The following is a 19,346-nucleotide window of genomic DNA, read 5'->3' as shown; positions in this document are numbered from 1 at the left end:
TGGATTTGAGGTTATAGTTGTATGAAACCTACTAATACGGCGTCGAGCGCGGATAACGGACCGGCTAAGAACGCTAACCTTATATACAATCCCACCTTTCGAGCAGTTGTATTCCAGATCATTGCGATTACAGCGCTTGTTTTTTTCTTTTACACGATTGTCAATAATGCACTCACCAACTTAGAAGCTCGCGGTATAGCCACGGGTTTTGATTTCCTCGATCAAGAAGCCGGCTTTGGGATTGGCCTAACGCTGATTGAATACGATGAAACCTACTCTTATGGCCGAACTTTCATCATCGGTCTACTAAACACCGCTTTAGTTTCCTTTTTCGGTATTATTCTCGCAACCGTGATTGGTTTTATCATGGGTATCGCACGTTTATCATCTAACTGGTTAGTTAGCCGATTAGCTGCGGTTTACATCGAGATATTCCGTAACGTTCCGTTACTACTGCAAATTTTCTTTTGGTACTTTGCAGTACTGCAAGCTCTACCATCAGCGAGGCAAAGTCTAAGCTTAGGTGAGGCCATCTTCCTCAATGTACGAGGCCTGTACTTCCCTGCTCCAATTTTTGAAGAAGGCTCATCGTTCGTTGTCGCTACGTTTATCGCGGGTGTCATCGCTTCGATTGTCATCGGCATTTGGGCTAAGAACAAACAGAAGTTAACAGGTCAACAAACGCCTATGGGTCGTATTGCACTTGGGCTTTGTATTGTACTTCCTACCATTGTTTACTTTTTGATGGGTTCTCCTATTTCAGCGGAACTTCCTGAGTTAAAAGGATTCAACTTCCGTGGCGGTATCAGCATCATTCCTGAGCTCGCAGCACTGTTACTCGCATTAAGTATCTATACGGCTTCTTTCATCGCTGAAATTGTTCGTTCTGGTATCAATGCGGTTAACCATGGTCAAACGGAAGCAGCGATGTCGCTTGGATTACCGCGCTCACGTACCTTAAAGCTTGTTGTTATTCCTCAGGCATTAAGAATCATCATCCCACCACTAACAAGTCAGTACTTGAACTTAACCAAGAACTCATCCCTTGCGATGGCAATTGGCTACCCTGACTTAGTTTCGGTTTTTGCAGGGACAACACTCAACCAAACAGGTCAAGCGATCGAAATCATCGCCATGACAATGGGTGTCTACCTGACTCTCAGCTTGCTGACATCAGCACTGATGAACATTTATAACCGTAAAGTAGCGCTAGTGGAGAGATAGCATGAGTATTCATCAATTTCAGCCTGACCTTCCGCCACCAGCTAACACAGTGGGCGCTGTAGGCTGGCTGCGTAAAAATCTATTTAACGGTCCAGTTAACTCTGTCGTTACTGTTATCCTTGGTTACCTTGCGTTCATGCTTCTTTGGAACATCTTTGACTGGGCATTTTTAAACGCAGACTGGGTTGGCACAACGCGTGATGCATGTAGCAAAGATGGGGCTTGTTGGGTATTTATCAGCGTGCGCTGGGAACAGTTCATGTATGGTTTCTACCCACAAGAAGAGTTATGGCGCCCTCGCCTATTTTACATCACTTTGGCGATTTTCACGGCTCTACTTGCTTATGAAAAAACACCGAAACGCTTATGGATTTGGCTGTTCTTCGTCAACATCTATCCATTTATCATTGCAGCTTTGCTATATGGTGGCGTATTTGGCTTAGAGGTTGTAGACACACACAAGTGGGGTGGCTTACTTGTGACGCTCATTATCGCATTAGTAGGTATTGTTGTTTCACTACCCATTGGCGTTGCCCTCGCACTTGGCCGTCGTTCTGAAATGCCAATTATTCGCAGTATGTGTACCGTGTATATTGAGGTATGGCGTGGCGTTCCTCTTATCACTGTTCTATTCATGGCATCAGTAATGCTTCCGCTTTTCTTAGCCGAAGGTTCTGAAACAGACAAGCTGATTCGTGCTTTGGTTGGTGTGGTGATGTTCAGTGCAGCCTACATGGCAGAGGTAGTTCGTGGTGGTCTACAGGCAATCCCTAAAGGTCAATATGAAGCTGCTGATGCACTAGGTCTAACTTACTGGAAGAAGATGGGGCTGATCATTTTGCCGCAGGCACTTAAGATCACTATTCCTTCAATTGTGAACACCTTCATCGGTCTATTTAAAGATACCAGTCTTGTACTTATCATCGGTATGTTTGATGTACTCGGTATCGGTCAGGCAGCAAACACCGACCCAGAGTGGTTAGGCTTTGCAACTGAAAGTTATGTATTTGTCGCGTTAGTGTTCTGGGTATTTTGTTTCGGCATGTCGAGATATTCGATTTGGCTTGAAAACAAACTTCACACCGGTCACAAACGATAATTAGCTCAAGGACGTATTATGACGCAACAACAAGATTACATGATCCAGCTAAAGGATATGAACAAGTGGTACGGTGAATTTCACGTACTAAAGAACATCAATCTTGACGTTAAGAAAGGCGAAAAGATTGTTATTTGTGGCCCTTCAGGCTCAGGTAAATCAACGATGATTCGTTGTATTAACCGTCTTGAAGAGCATCAGAAAGGTCACATCTTCGTTTCTGGTAACGAACTGACTGAAGATTTGAAAAACATTGAAGCTGTCAGACGTGAAGTTGGTATGTGTTTTCAGCACTTTAACCTCTTCCCTCACCTAACGGTGTTAGAGAACTGTACTCTAGCGCCTATTTGGGTGAAGAAAATGCCTAAGCAAGAAGCTGAAGCGATTGCGATGAAATACCTTGAGCGCGTTAAGATCCCAGATCAAGCCGAAAAGTATCCAGGCCAACTATCAGGTGGTCAGCAGCAGCGTGTAGCTATTGCTCGCTCTCTATGTATGAACCCACAAGTTATGCTGTTTGACGAACCAACATCAGCGCTTGACCCAGAGATGGTACGTGAAGTACTTGACGTTATGGTCGAGCTTGCCGAAGAAGGGATGACGATGCTTTGTGTAACTCACGAGATGGGTTTTGCAAAAGAGGTCGCTGATAGGGTTATCTTTATGGATGCTGGCCAGATTATCGAAGAGAACAACCCAGTTGATTTCTTTGAAAATCCTCAGTCAGATCGTACTCAAAACTTCTTGGCGCAGATTCTGCACCATTAATTGCCTATAATCGATGTAACAAAGGGTGGCTTCGGTCACCCTTTTTCGTTGTCTGCAAGTGGTTCTAAATATTTTGTTATGTGCTTACGCTACAGGTACAATCGCGACGCTTACATTACGGACAAACTGCGATGCTATTTAATAACGATATCGACGAAATGATTAACTATTTAGAGCGTTTCTGCAAAGAACCGCATATGAGAGCGCTCGATAACGTTTCAGACGACCAAATTAACCTGCTTCTCGACTTTTTAACGCTTTCCCACCGATTAAACTGTGATATATACGCAACTAGAAATCTGAAAAGTTCGCACTTTATCGGTGTTGGTGCGTTCGCTCTAACCCAAGACAGAGCACCACAAGGAAACTTATTTCTTAAGGTGGAATGTGATCGACTTTACCTAACATTCGAATTAGATGATTGTAATGAAGATAACTTGTTAACGCCTATTCGTGTCATTGACGCCCTCGTCTACCTAACGGAATACACTGGCCACGCGCTATTGCCAGAAAGCTATAAGTAAGCCTGCCTCGCTACTTCAACCAGCGCTCAACAAGCACTATTGCAACCTAGCTCAAAACTACCTGCCATTTAGTTAATCTAATGTTCCATATTTAACAGGTGCGCAACGACAACAAACTTACTAATGTTAGTAGCACGTCTAACTCACCGGAGCGAGAATCTATGAAAGTACTCATTAAGTACACCCAAGCAGGAAAATATAAAGACCAAGCGTGGGAAGCGTTAGTAAGCAGAGAAAAAGGTGAAATTCAAACCGTGACGCCATCTTATGCTGCACAGCTCATTGAACAAGGTAAGGCTAGCCTTCTAACGACAGAAGATGGACAACTCATCACTCATCCTTAAGCCAACTTGATGAGCTCTGAAATATGAGCTCATTCTTAGCTTCACAAGCAGCCAAACGTTAACAAGCAAAATAATGCACTGTTAAAGAGCATTACCCCCATATTGAATACAAACTTTTCTTGGTTTACACCCTTATACCTGAGACAATTGGACTGCAATTTACACTAGGCAAAATATTATGAAACTTTTAGTCCGCAATCTAGCTCGTACTACAACAGAACACGAAGTTCGAGTTCTTTTCTCTGCTCATGGCACTGTTACCCAATGTGATTTAGTTCTAGATCAGGAAACAGGTCAATCTAAGGGCTTTGCTTTCCTTGAAATGCCTGATGAAACTGAAGCAAAAACAGCTTTGAATAGCTTAAACCTGACTGACGTAGCTAAGAGCAAGATTCGAGTTAAATTCGCTCAAAACTAAACGCCCAAATAGGGAGCTAGCTAATCTAAGCTCCCTTTCATTCCAACCTCGCTAATTTCTAACGTTCATAGTGTATAAGCGCGAAAAATTAAGGGCTCTTTAAAGCACTTGATTAGTAGCCTAGAAAGACAGCCCCAGTGCTTTCAGCTCTTCTTCACATTGAGCCACGTTCTCAAATTGGATCCCTGCGATACCAACTGCTCTAGCACCCTCCACATTGTTTGGCATATCATCGATAAATACAGTTTCTGACGCAGCTAGCTTATGTTGAGTTAGTAATGATTGATATATTTCAGCTTGCGGTTTTAGCAGGCCTAGTTCCGCCGATACCGTCGCACCATCAAATAACGTCCAGAATGAATATTCTGATTTTAGGTAGGAGACAATCTCGTGGACATTATCTGTTAACGCATAAACGTTGTAGCCTGATGACTTAACGCGTTTAAGAAGATCGACTGAACCATAAACAAGGATCTGTGTTCGCTTAACATAGTAAAATAGGCGCTCACATTCCAAGTCAGACAAATCTAATAACTGTTTGTACTGCGCCTTAGCATCAGCTTCAGAAATGAAGCCTTTATTAAGATCTAGCCAAGTTTCAGACTGAAAGATGCGTTTTGCCAGTTCCTCCGGAGATTGGATTTCACCGAATGTCAGCTTCACTATTTCCAAAGGCGCCCAACGCACCATCACGTTTCCAATATCAAAGACCACATTTTTAATGCTTTCTGAACTCATCATTGTCTCCTATTTACATAAACGCCTAGTACTCAAAGACCTTCTTAAACATTGTTTGATTTAGACTGAAAGGAAAAGGCTCATAACGTTATGATTTGGTTCACTTTCAATATTAACCATGAGTATCCTAATGACTGATACTAAGACTTCAACCACGATAGATAGACAGGATCGCGGTCTTTTACATCTTGATATAGCCACACCATTCTGTCTACAAACCACACCTTGGTCATCATTAGCCACAAGGTGCTCAAAAGCATTAAGGGATAGCTCATTGAATAAAGACTATATAACCAAAATGGCAAGCCCAAAAATTGAAGGCCAATTATCCACCTACACATGCGTAAATGGTGACCAGGGATTAGATTCTCGCCGCGACGATTAAGATAAATTCGCTCACCAAAAGTCCCCATCGACGCCCAGTTATTCGTCGTTTTCGGGGCTGAAAATAGCCTAGGGTTCAACCATGTCCATAGTGACACGAGTAACACAGCCGCCAGAGTCCACCAACCCAAATACTCTCTTACTGCTATGGTCACAGTAAATAGAGGTAGAATTGAAAACCGCGAATAGACGCTCAAGGGGTTTGAGTGCCGTTGCCATGAACTTTCGTCCATCGACATTAATCTTTCGGATACTTTCAAAATGTCCATTTAGTTCTCCAAAATTCAAACTTCGTATAGCTGAAATGGAAACGCTCCGGTTACTCAATGCGCGCTATTTAGTTTGTGTTAGAACAAAATCATTCAATTCAGATACTGTTTTGATGACATAGACTTCTTTACTGCTCTTGTGTTCCATCAACTTAGACAAAAAGTCATCGTTCCAAAACTTCGGGCATAATTTGAGTGTCTTATAGCTATTCAGCGTACCTTTTAGTATTGAACTTCCATCCGGCCAGCCCTCTGGTTTTACCAAGAGTCCTTTCAAAAGTCGCTTGGTCACAAACCAATAACTAACTGAGTATGGCAAGTCGATGTAAATAAGAGTATCTGCGGCCGCTAAACGCTCATTAAAGGAAGTGATTGGGCCCAGACCATCGATCACCCACGCTTCTGAGCGCAGAATATCATTGTGGGTAGCATCAAACTCTTTTCGCGCGACAAACTCACCATTGGGTTTGTAAACGATTGAGTCTAGTTGATGAAGCGGTAAACCTAACGCTGACGCTAATGCTTTACTTACTGTTGATTTCCCGCTACCTGGCTTACCAAAAACGGCTACTTTTTTCATTTAAACACCTCCGAGAGACTCATTCCCAAAAGGCAGAAAAAGAAAACCCACCTTCTAGGGTGGGATCGATTTATTCCAAGTATACCAAAAGCCCACCATTCCTAAGGAATGATGATAATTCGCTGGTTAAGTTGATCTAGATTAAATTTCATACAGTCACTCTGATATAGATACGGCCAACTGTCAATTTGTCTTTGTATAAAGGTTAGCATTCTATTGTCGTTACGAATTAACCTCATGTACTGGTCAAAGCCGCTTTTCCATTAACAAAAGATCCCAAGCTTCACCATCAAAAGAACGAGTACCAGATTGATGTGAGGTCACCTGAAAACCCAACGATTCATAACAATTCTTCGCCACCGTATTACGCTCAAAAACCGCCAGCGATAGAACTTGAGCATTGTGCTCTATTTTCGCCAATTCGATTAATTGCTCAAGCATCCGTTTTGCAATGCCCTGACCACGAAACTCATTCGATATAAATACACGGCAAACCCGTAACTTTGACTCCGAGAGCCTGAATAACTCGACGTAGCCAGCGCTGCTTCCCTCATGCACAAAAACAAAGGAAATGACCTCCGGCTTAGCACAATGTTTATCGAGCTGATTACTATCTAAAGGGAAGTCGAAATTTGGTCCACCCCATTGATAATTGAGTTCTTCAGAATCAATCCAACGGATTAGCAAGTCGTAGTCTGTTTTTTCAAACGCTCTAAGTGCCATTTATCCTTCCCTATATAGTCCTATTCTGTGTTTAAATATAAGTTCACCAAGGCGTATATATGAACAATATCTATAAGAACCTCTCAATAAGGACTTCGTCTACGTACCGCCATCACTAAAGCTGATTGCTAAGTAAACGCACGGAGGCTTACGGGTTCTTTTAACAAATTAGTCAGAGGCAAGAACAGCGGCTCTGGGAGTTCATCTAATTCGAACCATTTCCACTGTTTACATTTATGTGCTTCAGTTACCTTAGGCTCACCACGAGAACACGAGGCGACAACGAACAACGTCACATAGTGCTTGCCTTCTTTTTCGAAGATATCGTTAGTGAAGCTAAATTTCTCAAACGAGTCTACAACTAAGCCTGTCTCTTCCAGTGTTTCCCGCGTTGCGCATTCTTCAATACTTTCACCCAATTCAAGATGCCCACCAGGAGTCGCCCAAGTATGCGCACCATGGGAGCCAATACGCTCTCCAAGTAAAATTCGTCCTTCACGTAGAATGACTGCTGCCACGCCCACTCGCACTTCCTTACTCATTCTTTACTCCTTTTCACACGCCGATTCGCCAAACGTTGCAAACCTGACCAGTTTAATTGTTAGCTGAATTTGTAAGCCTTTATGACATTCAAGAGTTATATGAATAACTCACTAATCAAAACAACGAGATAATGTGCACAAAATTTGCCTCAACACATTATCCCAAGCCACACACACTAAGCCCCTAATTGTCACTATGAATACCTAAATATTTCTTGCCATTACCATAAATTTTTCAAATCAAATGTGCAATTGATCTCATACAGATAGGTGGCTATTTTAGTTACAGCTCCCTAAATGAAGGTAAATTGCCATGGATAAATTATTTAAGTCAGCTATCAAAAGCAGTAAAAGAACACCTGTCACAACTCTATTCGTACAGAATGGCTTTAAGATCGCTATGACGGACTTTGATGATGTCGTATTCAAAAAGGATGATATAAAGGTCAATACTCACTTTGACTTAAACTCGAACTTGAAGTCAGTGATGGTTTTGCCAAAATAGAATAGGTAAAACATTGATATAGCTGGCTTCTAAGTCGTAAGCCAGCTAGCAATTAGGGAATAAGCAACACCCAACACGTCGCTAAAACCATTGTATCGTCGCCACTAAAGCTGATTCAAACTGAAAATACCAAGCATCAGACCACTCTCAATGCTTGTTACGTGCGAAGCTTAACGGCCGTACCAAACACGAGTATTTCTGATGCCCCATCAGTAACAGAGCTAGTTGTAAATCGTATTCCCACTATTGCATCTGCATTTAACTTTTGAGCGTCTTCTATTAATCGTTCAACTGCTATATTACGAGCTTCCATCAACATCTCGGTATAACCTTTAAGCTCACCACCGACAATACCTTTCAAGCCAGCCATGATATCTCGGCCAACATGCTTAGACTGGACCACATTTCCATTAACAATGCCCAATACCGCTTCAATTTCCTTACCAGGAACGGTTTCTGTTGTCGTATAAATCATAATTTCCCCTTAGAACATAACTCTAAATCACGTAGTGGACAAAACGCTACCCAACCTACAGCATTGTACGGCAGACACAAAACAAACTAGTATTGAAGGGGACAAACAATATGATTATGGTCGGGAAATCGCATATTCATAGAAAACCACACCATTATCAGTAACAGCGTGCTCTACAAAACCTAACTTTTCAAGTAACTTGGCAGATGCAACATTGGAGTGGTCAACGCCGCCAACGAGCTTTACCCATGGTTCGGATTTCACGACTTCATCAACAAAACCTTGTAGTAATTCACTAGCCAACCCTTGCCCCCAGTATTCTTCAGCGAGTAAATAACCAATATGGGCGCTGTTGTCGTTCTCTACGTAGGCGAACAAAAAGCCAATTAGTTTATGATTGTTGTTTTCCACCTGAAGTAAGCGGCTCTCCAACAACATTCGAGCAAGCCAGATCCTAGCCTGCTCACTAGACGCTATATCATAAAAATATGGAGGCAGATTTCCTACGACAGCGGGTGTGAGAATGTGAGGTATTCGCTCTAGCAAATCGGAGTGTTTCGGAGTGTTTAGACAAATCAAACTCTCCAGAGACCTCATATACTGCCAGCCTCTGACTCTTAAACGACATTGCCATACAACCTCCCTATTTCGATAAAAATCATAACGCTCTGTTAAGTGGCTTTAAACGGTTTGTTATCCCTTCATGCAAAAATCAGTTCGAATTAGGGAAACTATTTAGTACATTACCCGACAATACGCTTATTCCATCATTTAGGGATACATTATGTCTAAAGTTGCCATAATCACTGGCGCTAGTCGCGGGATTGGAAAAACTATTTCTCATTACTTTGCTCAGGAAGGATACTCCTTAGTATTACTTGCTTTAAATACAGAAAACCTTGAGCAGGCTAAAGCAGAGCTAACGTCCCAGTATTCCTCATGCCTCGTGGACACAATGTCCGTCGATTTCAACAATCCATCAGAAGTTGAAACCGCAATCAAATCAATCATAAAAGAGCGAGGAAACATTGATGTTATGGTTAACAGCGCTGGTGTCTTAGCCGCTGGTAATACTAACCTTTCCCTAGCTAAGCTTTCTGAGTTGGTAAATGTAAACCTATTATCTACAATCACTGCTTGTAATTTGGTTGCTGAGAAGATGAAACAGCAAGGCTACGGAGAAATATACAACCTAGGCTCGACTGCGGGTTTGGCGCCAGTCCCTAAGATTGCGGCATATTCAGCCACAAAAGCTGCAATTGTTAGCTATAGCCAATCGCTTTATCACGAGCTTCTTCCTTTTGGGGTAAAGGTCTGCTGTTTATGCCCTAGCGTCGTAGATACTGATATGACGAATGATGGGCGCATTGATAATAATTTAAAAATTGAAACACAAGATCTAGCAAAATCACTTCAGTTTATTCGAAGTCTATCTGCTGGAGCTGCAGTAAGCACTCTCTCTATCCGCTGCAGTGTCATAGACTTAGAGTAACTTGAGGTTCTCAAAGAAAACACCCCGTTAAGGTGCAAACAACCGCGAATACCTTGCCTAAAGTATTGCGTTGTGGACTTGCACCTATAGGCTTAGCTATGTGCGTACCAAAAACATTGTTACGAAGCGGATTACGTTGAAACCCGCCTCTAAACCTGTAGGCTCAAAGCCGCGTAAAGTTCACTCAGTGTGGGAAACTTAGAACAGTCCCAATTTTAGTTGACCACTACATATATAGCCATTTACATCCATTTATTTATAACCTTATGTAGCAGACACCCACTGAGCACAAAGGGCGTCCAATGAAGTAGTGGGTATTGCTTTCGACAAACCTAAGTTATTGTGCCTGAAATGCTTATGCCGATTCAAACCCAAAATGCCGAACGTTGCTAATCCTCTTTAATTTTCGTTCACTAAATCGTCATCTCAGCAGTTTTTAATGGTGCAATAGAAAATCAACGAGACCACGAAATATCAGGTTACATATTTCAAAATACATAAGTTTTTATTTCTATTATTATTTTATTTACTACAACGTTAATTGGGGCTTGATTTTTTGGCCATTCAACCTCATAAATGTAGTTATAAACATAAAACCTTACGAGGAAGATCATGAACAGCCCTATGTTTACTCGTTCTACAAGTGCTCCTAATACACTTGAGATCAACAAAACACTTAAGAACACTTACTTCTTGCTATCAATGACGTTAGTAACAAGTGCAGTAGCGGCAATGGCAACAATGGCAATTGGTATTTCACCAATGATGGCTCTTGTTATGCAAATTGCAGCTATCGGTATTCTTTTCTTTGCACTACCAAAAAGCATTAACTCATCAATGGGTATTGTATGGACTTTCGTGTTCACAACTCTCATGGGTGGTGCTCTAGGTCCAATGCTAACTTACTACGCATCAATCGCTAACGGACCATCTATCATCGCTCAAGCTCTTGGTTTGACAGGTATGGTGTTCTTAGGTCTATCGGCTTACACAATCAGCAGCAAGAAAGACTTCTCTTTCATGCGTAACTTCCTGATTGCAGGTCTAATCATCGTTATCGTTGCCGCGATCATCAACATCTTTGTTGGTTCTACAATTGGTCAACTAGCAATCAGCAGCATGTCTGCACTTGTGTTTTCTGGTTTTATTCTATACGACACAAGCCGCATCGTACGTGGTGAAGAAACAAACTACGTAAGTGCTACAATTTCTATGTACCTAAACATCCTTAACCTGTTCACGAGCTTGTTAAGCATTCTAGGTATTATGAACGACGACTAATCGTTCATTTGATTGATACCCAAAAGCCCGGCAGATAACCCTGCCGGGCTTTTTCATACTTGCGATATTGTTTAATCACGGTATGCTGCGCTACCCTATTGAATATCTATGTTATTAGGATCGTAAGATGTTTGAGTACAACGGTAAACAAATCGAAACTGACGCACAGGGCTACCTATTGGATCATACCCAATGGGAAGAAGGAATGATTGGTATCCTAGCCGAGCAAGAAGGTATTGAATTGACTGATGCACACTTAGAAGTCGTCCATTTTGTTCGCGATTTCTATGTGGAATTTAATACATCGCCAGCAGTCAGAATGTTGGTGAAAGCGATGGAAAAGGCGCACGGGCCAGAAAAAGGCAATAGTAAGTACCTGTTCAAGCTATTCAAACAAGGTCCTGCAAAACAAGCGACCAAGCTCGCTGGCCTGCCAAAACCGGCTAAATGCCTATAATGCTATAGACGATTCTGTAGTTTCCCACTACAGAATCTTAAACCCTTTAAACGGTTTGAATGGAATCGCCTCTCTTACAACACTCTCCACTCTTGATGTCTTAGGGCCGTGCTCAAGCCACTGAGCCATTGCCTCAATTTGCTCCGGCAAACCACACGCCACAACCTCGACATCGCCATTGTATAAGTTCTTAGCATAACCTGTAACACCTAGCCTTTGCCCTTCATAAGATGTCGAATATCTAAAGCCAACACCTTGAACAAGCCCCGAGACCGTGAACCTCTCACAACTTTCATGCATTCGATGTACCTCTATTCATTGCTCAGTGATATATTTAGATGGTTTTAATTATCACCCATAATGGACATATGGGTTTTCTCACTGGATATAATAATTATGAAAGAAATACCATTTCGTTGGATTGACAAATATCTCATTCATCTCAAAATTCAGGAAAAGTTCTACCTTCTTTTCCTTCTCCCTTTGATTGCATTAGTCGTTCTTACACTCGTTTTGGATAACACTGCGGATCAAATGCTCAACCATCTCTATCAAGATGAGTTGGTTCTGATGCGTGACCTAATTGAAGCAGGTAACCTATCCCAGAGCCAAGTTGCTTCAATCATCAACAACTCAGACACGATCACCTTCGGTTCAGGCCAAGGATCTATTGCCATTAATGGCGGCGAGTTCAGTATTGTAGCAACACATGACCAAAACCTATGGTCTTCAATGTCTGCCACACATATCACCATCGTACTTGTTACATTGTCACTTATTGCGTTAGGTGTTTACTACATTATGACCTTCATTGGCGGCGCAATGTTTACCATGAACAAAGCATTAAGCACGCTAGCAAGTGGTGATTTAACTAGCCGTATGAATTTCTTCAAGGTACGAGACGAGTTTAGCGAAATCGCCATCACAATCGACCAAGTGGCCGAGCGTGAGCAAAACCTGGTTATTTCGATTCAAGAGTCAATCGCATTGATGCAGCAAATCAGCTCTGATTTGAATCAATCGAACATTCAAAGTGCTGATGTCTCTGGAACGCAGCAAGAGCACTTAAACTCCCTTGCAAGTGCCACTGAACAAATGGCTTCAACTATTCGTGAAGTTGCTAACCTTGCCCATGACTCAAGTACGCAAACAGAAGATGCGCGCAGCGTTGCAACTCAAGGTCAGCAGAAAGTGGGTCATACACTGAACTCGATTTCACAACTGTCTAATGAGATTCGCTCTGCTTCAGAAGCGGTTGCGGAGCTAGATGCAAACGCCGCTCAAATTGATGAAGTCGTGACGACTATCAACGGTATTTCTGAGCAAACTAACCTACTCGCACTTAACGCAGCGATTGAGGCAGCGCGTGCTGGTGAACAAGGCCGAGGCTTTGCGGTTGTTGCAGATGAAGTACGCGCTCTCGCAGGACGCACGCAGCAAGCAACCGTAGAGATCCAAACCATGATCGAAGCGCTGCAACGCAATAGCCAATCGTTGACTCAGTTAATGGAAACCACAGTAACCAACGCGTCTGAAGGTCAACAATTAATGTCTGAGGTTGATGTAGAGATTGGTTCTCTTGCTGAGAAAAACCAGTCTATCTCAGACAGTAGCATTCAGATTGCCACCGCAGCAGAGGAGCAAGGCGTGGTTGCTGACAACATTGCGGCAAGCGTTGAAGAGATTCGCATCCAATCAGATAACGTCTGCAGCATGATTAATGCGACCAATGCCAACATCGAGCAATTGAGAAATCAAAGTGACCAAATGGAAGCTCTGCTTACCGGTCTAAAAGCTTAACAATCTGAGCCGCCACTAGGCGGCTCTTTTATTTGCAATTCCAATACACATCCTAGAAAATACCTCTCCTTTAAAAACAACCTATTGAGTAACCCAATGACTCCAGCTATCTATCTAGTCAAAGGCCGAGACAAGTCCCTTCGCCGTAAGCACCCTTGGGTGTTTTCTCGTGGCATTCATCGAGTGGAAGGAGAACCAAAACTTGGCGAAACTGTGGATGTTTTCTCACACGATGGAAAGTGGCTGGCAAAAGCGGCTTATTCACCAAGCTCACAGATCCGCGCACGAGTTTGGAGCTTCGATAAAGAAGAGATTAACAAATCATTCTTCGTTAAACGCATCCAAGACGCTCAACTACTACGTGAAGATATCATCGAACGTGACGGTCTAACGGGCTACCGCTTGATGGCAGCTGAATCTGATGGCTTACCTGGCATCACCATCGATAAGTTTCAAAACTACCTTGTTTGCCAACTTCTAAGTGCTGGCGCTGAGTTCAACAAGCAAGTACTAGTTGAAGCTCTTCTAGAGGTATTCCCTGAGTGCAATATTTACGAGCGCTCAGACGTTGCGGTACGTAAGAAAGAAGGTCTTGAGCAAACTACAGGTGTTCTGCATGGTGAAGAGCCACCTAAGTCAGTAGTTATTGAAGAAAACGGCGTCAAGATCAGTGTTGATATCATCGGTGGCCACAAAACAGGCTTCTACCTTGACCAACGTGATAGCCGTCTCCAGTCAATGAAGTACGTTAAAGACAAAGAGGTGCTTAACTGCTTCTCTTACACTGGTGGCTTTGGTCTTTACGCTTTAAAAGGCGGCGCTAAGCGCGTGATCAACGCGGATGTATCTCAACCGGCATTAGATACCGCTAAATTCAACGCTGAGCTAAACGAGTTTGATATTTCGAAAAAACGCGCTGTATTCCTTAACGCCGATGTATTCAAACTACTTCGCGAATACCGCGACCAAGGTACTAAATTTGACGTCGTAGTTATGGACCCACCTAAGTTCGTATCAAGCAAGAACAACCTGACATCAGGTGCGAATGGCTATAAAGATATCAACATGCTAGCGATGCAGATTCTAAAGCCAGGCGGCACACTACTGACTTACTCTTGCTCTGGCTTGATGAGTGGTGAACTATTCCAAAAAGTCATTGCTGATGCTGCGGTAGATTCTGGTCGCCAAGTAAAGTTTGTTGAACGCTTTGAACAAGCTGCTGACCACCCGACTGATAGCGCATACCCAGAAGGTTTCTACCTGAAAGGATTTGCTTGTAAAGTGCTTTAAGCGAGAAGCGAGAAGCGAGAAGCGAGAAGCGAGAAGCGAGAAGCGAGAAGTTTTGAAGGGTTGACACTTGGTGTCAACCCTTTCTTTTTACTGATGCTGCAAGATACACAGCCTAAGTAACGAGCATTAAAAAAGGGCCTTGCGGCCCTTTTTGTTTTAGTTGCTTTCTGGAAGTTTGGTAAACAATGAGTTTATCAAGTCATTGAGAGACTCGCCTGTGACCTGGCCATCAGATATACCACTAAAGGAACTATCAACACTATTAACTGTTATCGTAATATCTTTATCCGAGTCAGTAATATGAATTTCCAACTTATCATCGGCTAGCTTGTCTACAGAAAGGTGAGCCAAGAGTTTTTCCATAGTGTCATCTTCTGTTAGTAGTTGCGATACATCTATATGGTCTTGACCAACTTGGAAATCGGTAATCGTGTCTGTTTCAGTACGGTTATCATTAGGTGTTTGGTCAACCCATTTGAAGATATCAACATCCTCACCACCAGTTAGGATATCATCGCCTAAGCCGCCGATTAGGGTGTCTTTGCCACCTTGTCCAAATAGGATGTCATTGCCTTCACCACCATCAAGTACGTCGTCACCGCCTCTACTTTCATCGAATAATCGATAAGCATCGTGATTTTGTTTAATAAAGTCATACAACTCTTCTTGAGTAGGCTCGGAACCATTTACTTCGTTAAGGAAACGTTTTATTCCCTCAATACCAGCATCAACATTAAGGTCTGATGGTTTGATAGGATTACCATCGACACCCCAAGGCAAGTCATCACTATTGATTGCATCACCAAACAGAATATCATCACCACGTCCACCTAGAACCGTGTCATTTCCTAACTCAGCAAGTACGCTATTTGAAGTTTCGCCAATCAACGCTGCTGTGAGTTCGTCACCTGAATTAACAATGTCGACTTGGCCAGCGGGAAGCTCCACAGACAAATTACCACTAACAGTAACCTTATCTTGGTCAGCGTGATGCCACGATATGTTATTAACAACTTGTACGATAAGACTATACTGACCCGATGCCAATCCGGTAACCGAAGACGTTCCTAAACGATCTCCAGATGCTACTGTATTATTATCTTTATCTACTAGCCACCATATTACAGTATCAGTGCCCCAACGGCCCTGCTCAAGGCCCTTACTATCGCTTTCCTCAATATCGAAACTTAAAACTGCTGACTGTGGATTTGTGTCTGCCAGTTCAAAACTAAATACTGTATCATAGCTATATTCTCCCTTCTTAGCTGTAATGGCATCTTCAAACTCGAACTCCACCATCTGATTCTGAATATCGTTAGCAGAGTTATCGAAGAACTTCAACGTGTCTTCATTTATGCCGTTACCTATACCAATAGCACGGACAGTACCTTTGGAAGCAACTTGTTGGTAATCATCGATAGCATTGATGAAATCTGCACTATCCAATGAACCGCCAGAACTAGAAGAATCTCCGTTATGTGTCGTTGGCTTACCATCAGTTAAAAATAGAGTTAGATTCTGGTAATCATTGTTTTGCTGTTCAGCATTAAACCAATTACTAGCCTGCTCGAACGCGGCTTCGTAGTTAGTTGCCTGACCAACATCTTGATTGTCGTTACCATCCACATCACCAATAGCTAAAGACTCTATAGAGCTAATTAAATCGTCAATGCTATTTCCTGACGTTAGGTCTTGAATATCAACAGCAATCTCAGCGCTCGTACCAAAGCCTATGAGCGTGATATTTATTGTGCCTGTATGATCATCTAAAGTGTTAACAAAATTGATTAGCGCATCTTTCATAACCTCAATACGCGTCGATGAACCCATTTCTGTATCCATACTTCCTGACAGGTCCGTAATAATAGCGATATTATAGTTAACTGCAGGAATGATACTTGTGTGGTATCCACCAATATCAGCAACGATAACATCATCACCACCATGACCCTCGACTGTTGAACTAGCATTTGTATCAATAATCAGGTCAGAGCTAGATAGAGTAGCGCTCTCTGATACAGTGGTTGTTGCAGAATCATCACCAACTTTCTCTTGGCTAGTCGCAGACACTGACAAATCAAAATCGAGGCTGCCTTCGTAACCACTTCGAGCAACTAATTCAGCGCTAATATTCCCATGCAACCCATCATTTGATAACTCTAACTTCACTGTGTAAGAACCATCAGAGTTAGGGGTTTGTACTACCCCCTCAATCACTAATTGAACACCATCTGGCACACCATTCAACGTAACAGACTGTTCTTGAATAAACTCACTTCCATCCAAATCATCTAGCGATACTGTAATATCAACAGGAAGCACGGTTTCCGTTTGCTCTTGTTTTACTGGTACGCCATCCTCAATAACGTATATTCCGTCAGCAAATATAAGTCTTTCGATGCTGTATAAGCGATCACCTTCAGCACTAGCTGTATCAATTCCACGCTTATCAACAAGTTGTATTGATATATTTGAACCTGAGTCATGTGGAGTTATAACATAATCAGAATAATTACCAGTGTATATCGCTGTATCAAAACCATCCGTCAAATCAGACTGATTAGATGGGTTGCCGCCATAGAGTGAATCATCCCCAGCACCACCAAACAAAATATCATTACCATCGTAACCAATCATGTGATCTGCACTTCCATGACCTTCAATATAGTCATGTGTACTATTCCATTCCGATGTAAAAAGTTGTTCAGATAGATCAGTACCTATTTTAATTTCACCGGCACTCGACTTAAGATCACTTATCACCTTATCGTAATCAAAATCGTCGACAACGCGAGACGTTGGATCACCAATGGCCAACGTAACGAAAGGTGCATCTGCAACGGGTGTAACATCGACATTTAGCTGATAATTACCGTCGCTATAGTCTTTACCATCACTTACTTCAAACCCAATCAAGGCGTAATCCAAGCCTGATTCATTATTACCTGGTACAAAACGAACTTTATCACCGTCAAGATCCGCAACAGTCAATTCTTGGTCGATGTTTACACGTACCCAATCGCCACCGACTTTATATTCAAGAACACCTTCTTCCGGTAATGAAGTAATTTTTATAGAAACTATAGAGTCCGATTCGACATCAGAGTAATTACCAAAATCTGAAACAGTCAGTACGTGAGGGGTATCTTCATCAGTTACTACATTCACGAGATCACTAACTGTCGGCGCATCGTTTACAGGGTTGATAACGATACTTACAGTAGCATCGTTACTCGTAAGGTCGCCGTCAGTGATATTGTATTCGAAGCTTACTTTTCCATAATAGTTTTCAGGTAGCGTAACTACTACATTCTCACCTACTAGCTCGAAGCTTGCGCCTGCAATCGGATTACCATCCCCATCCACTAGGTTAAATGTGTCATTAATCGCTAACTTCGAGTGCGCTGTATCAACATCGCTATCGTTGCTTAGAAGTTCCGAAACAGGAATCGAAATGACATCATCTTCATTGAAAGCAAATATACCTTCTGAACTAACCTCTAGGCCTTCTAGGAAGTAATCTGAAGAATCTCCCTTACCTTGATTACCACCAGTAAACTCGGTTGCTTCAAACACTATCTCGTCAAATGCAAAACCGTTGGTATCAATATCAAACTCACCAACGTGACCGTCTGTGTTCGCAAATAACCCGCTGGCAATTGCGACGCCGTTTAGATACGCCGTCCACTTACCTTGTTCACTTGAGCCACCTTCAACAGCATATAAATGGCTGACTTTAAACTTACCTTCTGTAGCGGGTTCGTCGAACTTAATGCTTAACTTTTCAGATTCACCAGAATCGCGGTCATATTGAATCTGTGTCGCTGGACCATTATTGGCATCACTATCAACTCCAATGCCAACACTGCTTGAGTCACTGTTGTGAGAAACACCTTGGCTAACGCCATTAAAGGAAGCATCAACGCTTGCAACACCTTGGTTATCCCAAGCACCATTTTCAGTATCAAAAGAACCTAGAGACAACACAAAACCTTGTGGGTCGTCTAGTGCGACTGGTGCGTCGTTCACTTGCGCCACATCGAGTGTCACCGTCGCATTGCTGCTTAGGCTGCCGTCACTCACGGTGTACTCGAATGACGTTGGCGCTGGCTCGGCACCGTTGTGTACGTAGCTAAAGCTGCCGTCCGCTTTCACCGTCAGTACGCCTTCACCAATGGTCACTTGCGCTTCACCGTCGGCATTAAAGCTCAGTAGCTGACCGTTAATGTGCGTCACACTCAAGGTGTCGTTTTCTGGATCGCTGTCTTGGCCTGCACCCGTGTCATCACCAATCAGGTTACCTGACACGTTACCGCCTTCGTTTACATCGTAGCTGTTCGCCGTCGCCGTTGGGCCGTCATTGGTGCCCGTAACCGTGATGGTCGCTGTCGAGGTCACCGGTTGGCCACTCTCATCGCTCATCGTGTACGTCA

21 protein-coding genes are annotated in these 19,346 nt (G+C 42.7%); 12 read left to right on the top strand and 9 right to left on the bottom strand.

The window, feature by feature from the left end; genetic code table 11:
* The first annotated feature begins 21 nt into the window (after window positions 1-21).
* From ACHUFZ_RS00835 to ACHUFZ_RS00810, 6 genes are all read left to right on the top strand, one after another.
* On the top strand, window positions 22-1,224 hold the full coding sequence (locus ACHUFZ_RS00835) for an amino acid ABC transporter permease (RefSeq protein ID WP_394125462.1): 1,203 nt from the start codon (window positions 22-24) through the stop codon (window positions 1,222-1,224).
* A 1-nt stretch (window position 1,225) separates the two neighbouring features.
* Window positions 1,226-2,323 carry an amino acid ABC transporter permease gene (locus ACHUFZ_RS00830; RefSeq protein ID WP_394125461.1) on the top strand — a complete coding sequence of 366 codons (1,098 nt, stop codon included), beginning with the start codon at window positions 1,226-1,228 and terminating at the stop codon, window positions 2,321-2,323.
* 18 nt (window positions 2,324-2,341) lie between these two features.
* Window positions 2,342-3,091 (top strand): amino acid ABC transporter ATP-binding protein, encoded by a 750-nt coding sequence (locus ACHUFZ_RS00825; protein ID WP_394125460.1) that lies wholly within the window; start codon window positions 2,342-2,344, stop codon window positions 3,089-3,091.
* 131 nt (window positions 3,092-3,222) lie between these two features.
* Window positions 3,223-3,615, top strand: coding sequence for a hypothetical protein (locus tag ACHUFZ_RS00820; RefSeq protein ID WP_394125459.1), 393 nt, complete (start codon window positions 3,223-3,225; stop codon window positions 3,613-3,615).
* Window positions 3,616-3,776: 161 nt separating this feature from the next.
* Window positions 3,777-3,959 carry a hypothetical protein gene (locus tag ACHUFZ_RS00815; protein ID WP_394125458.1) on the top strand — a complete coding sequence of 61 codons (183 nt, stop codon included), beginning with the start codon at window positions 3,777-3,779 and terminating at the stop codon, window positions 3,957-3,959.
* 178 nt (window positions 3,960-4,137) lie between these two features.
* Window positions 4,138-4,377, top strand: coding sequence for an RNA recognition motif domain-containing protein (locus tag ACHUFZ_RS00810; RefSeq protein WP_394125457.1), 240 nt, complete (start codon window positions 4,138-4,140; stop codon window positions 4,375-4,377).
* Window positions 4,378-4,497: 120 nt separating this feature from the next.
* On the opposite strand, the gene ACHUFZ_RS00805 is transcribed toward ACHUFZ_RS00810, so the two are convergent.
* The 5 genes from ACHUFZ_RS00805 to ACHUFZ_RS00785 all read right to left on the bottom strand — a co-directional run bounded on the left by ACHUFZ_RS00805 (window position 4,498) and on the right by ACHUFZ_RS00785 (window position 7,613).
* Entirely contained in the window at window positions 4,498-5,115 is a 618-nt protein-coding gene (locus tag ACHUFZ_RS00805) for an HAD family hydrolase (protein ID WP_394125835.1), read from the bottom strand.
* 140 nt (window positions 5,116-5,255) lie between these two features.
* Complete coding sequence (locus tag ACHUFZ_RS00800; RefSeq protein ID WP_394125834.1) at window positions 5,256-5,732, bottom strand: DUF6653 family protein; 477 nt, start codon at window positions 5,730-5,732, stop codon at window positions 5,256-5,258.
* A gap of 100 nt (window positions 5,733-5,832) precedes the next feature.
* Window positions 5,833-6,348 (bottom strand): P-loop NTPase family protein, encoded by a 516-nt coding sequence (locus tag ACHUFZ_RS00795; RefSeq protein WP_394125456.1) that lies wholly within the window; start codon window positions 6,346-6,348, stop codon window positions 5,833-5,835.
* Between the two features lie 246 nt (window positions 6,349-6,594).
* On the bottom strand, window positions 6,595-7,071 hold the full coding sequence (locus ACHUFZ_RS00790; RefSeq protein ID WP_394125455.1) for a GNAT family N-acetyltransferase: 477 nt from the start codon (window positions 7,069-7,071) through the stop codon (window positions 6,595-6,597).
* Between the two features lie 128 nt (window positions 7,072-7,199).
* Window positions 7,200-7,613 (bottom strand): nucleotide triphosphate diphosphatase NUDT15, encoded by a 414-nt coding sequence (locus ACHUFZ_RS00785; RefSeq protein WP_394125454.1) that lies wholly within the window; start codon window positions 7,611-7,613, stop codon window positions 7,200-7,202.
* Window positions 7,614-7,926: 313 nt separating this feature from the next.
* Between ACHUFZ_RS00785 and ACHUFZ_RS00780 the strand changes: the two genes are divergently transcribed.
* Window positions 7,927-8,118: a hypothetical protein gene (locus ACHUFZ_RS00780; RefSeq protein ID WP_394125453.1), complete on the top strand. Its 192-nt coding sequence runs from the start codon at window positions 7,927-7,929 to the stop codon at window positions 8,116-8,118.
* A gap of 157 nt (window positions 8,119-8,275) precedes the next feature.
* Here ACHUFZ_RS00780 and ACHUFZ_RS00775 read toward each other — a convergent pair whose 3' ends face one another.
* Window positions 8,276-8,593, bottom strand: a complete 318-nt coding sequence (locus ACHUFZ_RS00775) for a heavy metal-binding domain-containing protein (protein ID WP_134837121.1) — start codon at window positions 8,591-8,593, stop codon at window positions 8,276-8,278.
* Window positions 8,594-8,707: 114 nt separating this feature from the next.
* Window positions 8,708-9,190 (bottom strand): GNAT family N-acetyltransferase, encoded by a 483-nt coding sequence (locus ACHUFZ_RS00770; protein ID WP_394125452.1) that lies wholly within the window; start codon window positions 9,188-9,190, stop codon window positions 8,708-8,710.
* A 187-nt stretch (window positions 9,191-9,377) separates the two neighbouring features.
* Here ACHUFZ_RS00770 and ACHUFZ_RS00765 point away from each other — a divergent pair, with 187 nt between their 5' ends.
* The 3 genes from ACHUFZ_RS00765 (at window position 9,378) to ACHUFZ_RS00755 (ending at window position 11,823) form a co-directional block, all read left to right on the top strand.
* Window positions 9,378-10,085, top strand: coding sequence for an SDR family NAD(P)-dependent oxidoreductase (locus tag ACHUFZ_RS00765; RefSeq protein WP_394125451.1), 708 nt, complete (start codon window positions 9,378-9,380; stop codon window positions 10,083-10,085).
* A 612-nt stretch (window positions 10,086-10,697) separates the two neighbouring features.
* The gene (locus ACHUFZ_RS00760; RefSeq protein WP_053440382.1) at window positions 10,698-11,366 is read left to right on the top strand and encodes a Bax inhibitor-1/YccA family membrane protein; all 669 of its coding nucleotides are present in this window, start codon (window positions 10,698-10,700) and stop codon (window positions 11,364-11,366) included.
* A gap of 127 nt (window positions 11,367-11,493) precedes the next feature.
* Window positions 11,494-11,823, top strand: a complete 330-nt coding sequence (locus ACHUFZ_RS00755; protein WP_394125450.1) for a TusE/DsrC/DsvC family sulfur relay protein — start codon at window positions 11,494-11,496, stop codon at window positions 11,821-11,823.
* Between the two features lie 27 nt (window positions 11,824-11,850).
* On the opposite strand, the gene yccX is transcribed toward ACHUFZ_RS00755, so the two are convergent.
* Entirely contained in the window at window positions 11,851-12,123 is a 273-nt protein-coding gene (gene yccX / locus ACHUFZ_RS00750) for an acylphosphatase (RefSeq protein ID WP_394125449.1), read from the bottom strand.
* 96 nt (window positions 12,124-12,219) lie between these two features.
* On the opposite strand from yccX, the gene ACHUFZ_RS00745 reads away from it, so the two are divergent.
* Both ACHUFZ_RS00745 and ACHUFZ_RS00740 read left to right on the top strand, forming a co-directional pair.
* Entirely contained in the window at window positions 12,220-13,623 is a 1,404-nt protein-coding gene (locus tag ACHUFZ_RS00745; RefSeq protein WP_394125448.1) for a methyl-accepting chemotaxis protein, read from the top strand.
* Between the two features lie 96 nt (window positions 13,624-13,719).
* Window positions 13,720-14,913, top strand: coding sequence for a class I SAM-dependent methyltransferase (locus ACHUFZ_RS00740; RefSeq protein ID WP_394125447.1), 1,194 nt, complete (start codon window positions 13,720-13,722; stop codon window positions 14,911-14,913).
* Between the two features lie 156 nt (window positions 14,914-15,069).
* Here the strand turns inward: ACHUFZ_RS00740 and ACHUFZ_RS00735 are convergent, their stop codons facing one another.
* Entirely contained in the window at window positions 15,070-19,335 is a 4,266-nt protein-coding gene (locus tag ACHUFZ_RS00735; protein ID WP_394125446.1) for an Ig-like domain-containing protein, read from the bottom strand.
* Window positions 19,336-19,346: the final 11 nt, after the last annotated feature.

Source organism: Vibrio hepatarius (genome assembly GCF_043642085.1).
GTDB classification, from domain to species: domain Bacteria; phylum Pseudomonadota; class Gammaproteobacteria; order Enterobacterales; family Vibrionaceae; genus Vibrio; species Vibrio hepatarius_C.
This window is presented reverse-complemented; position numbering and strand designations above follow the sequence as displayed.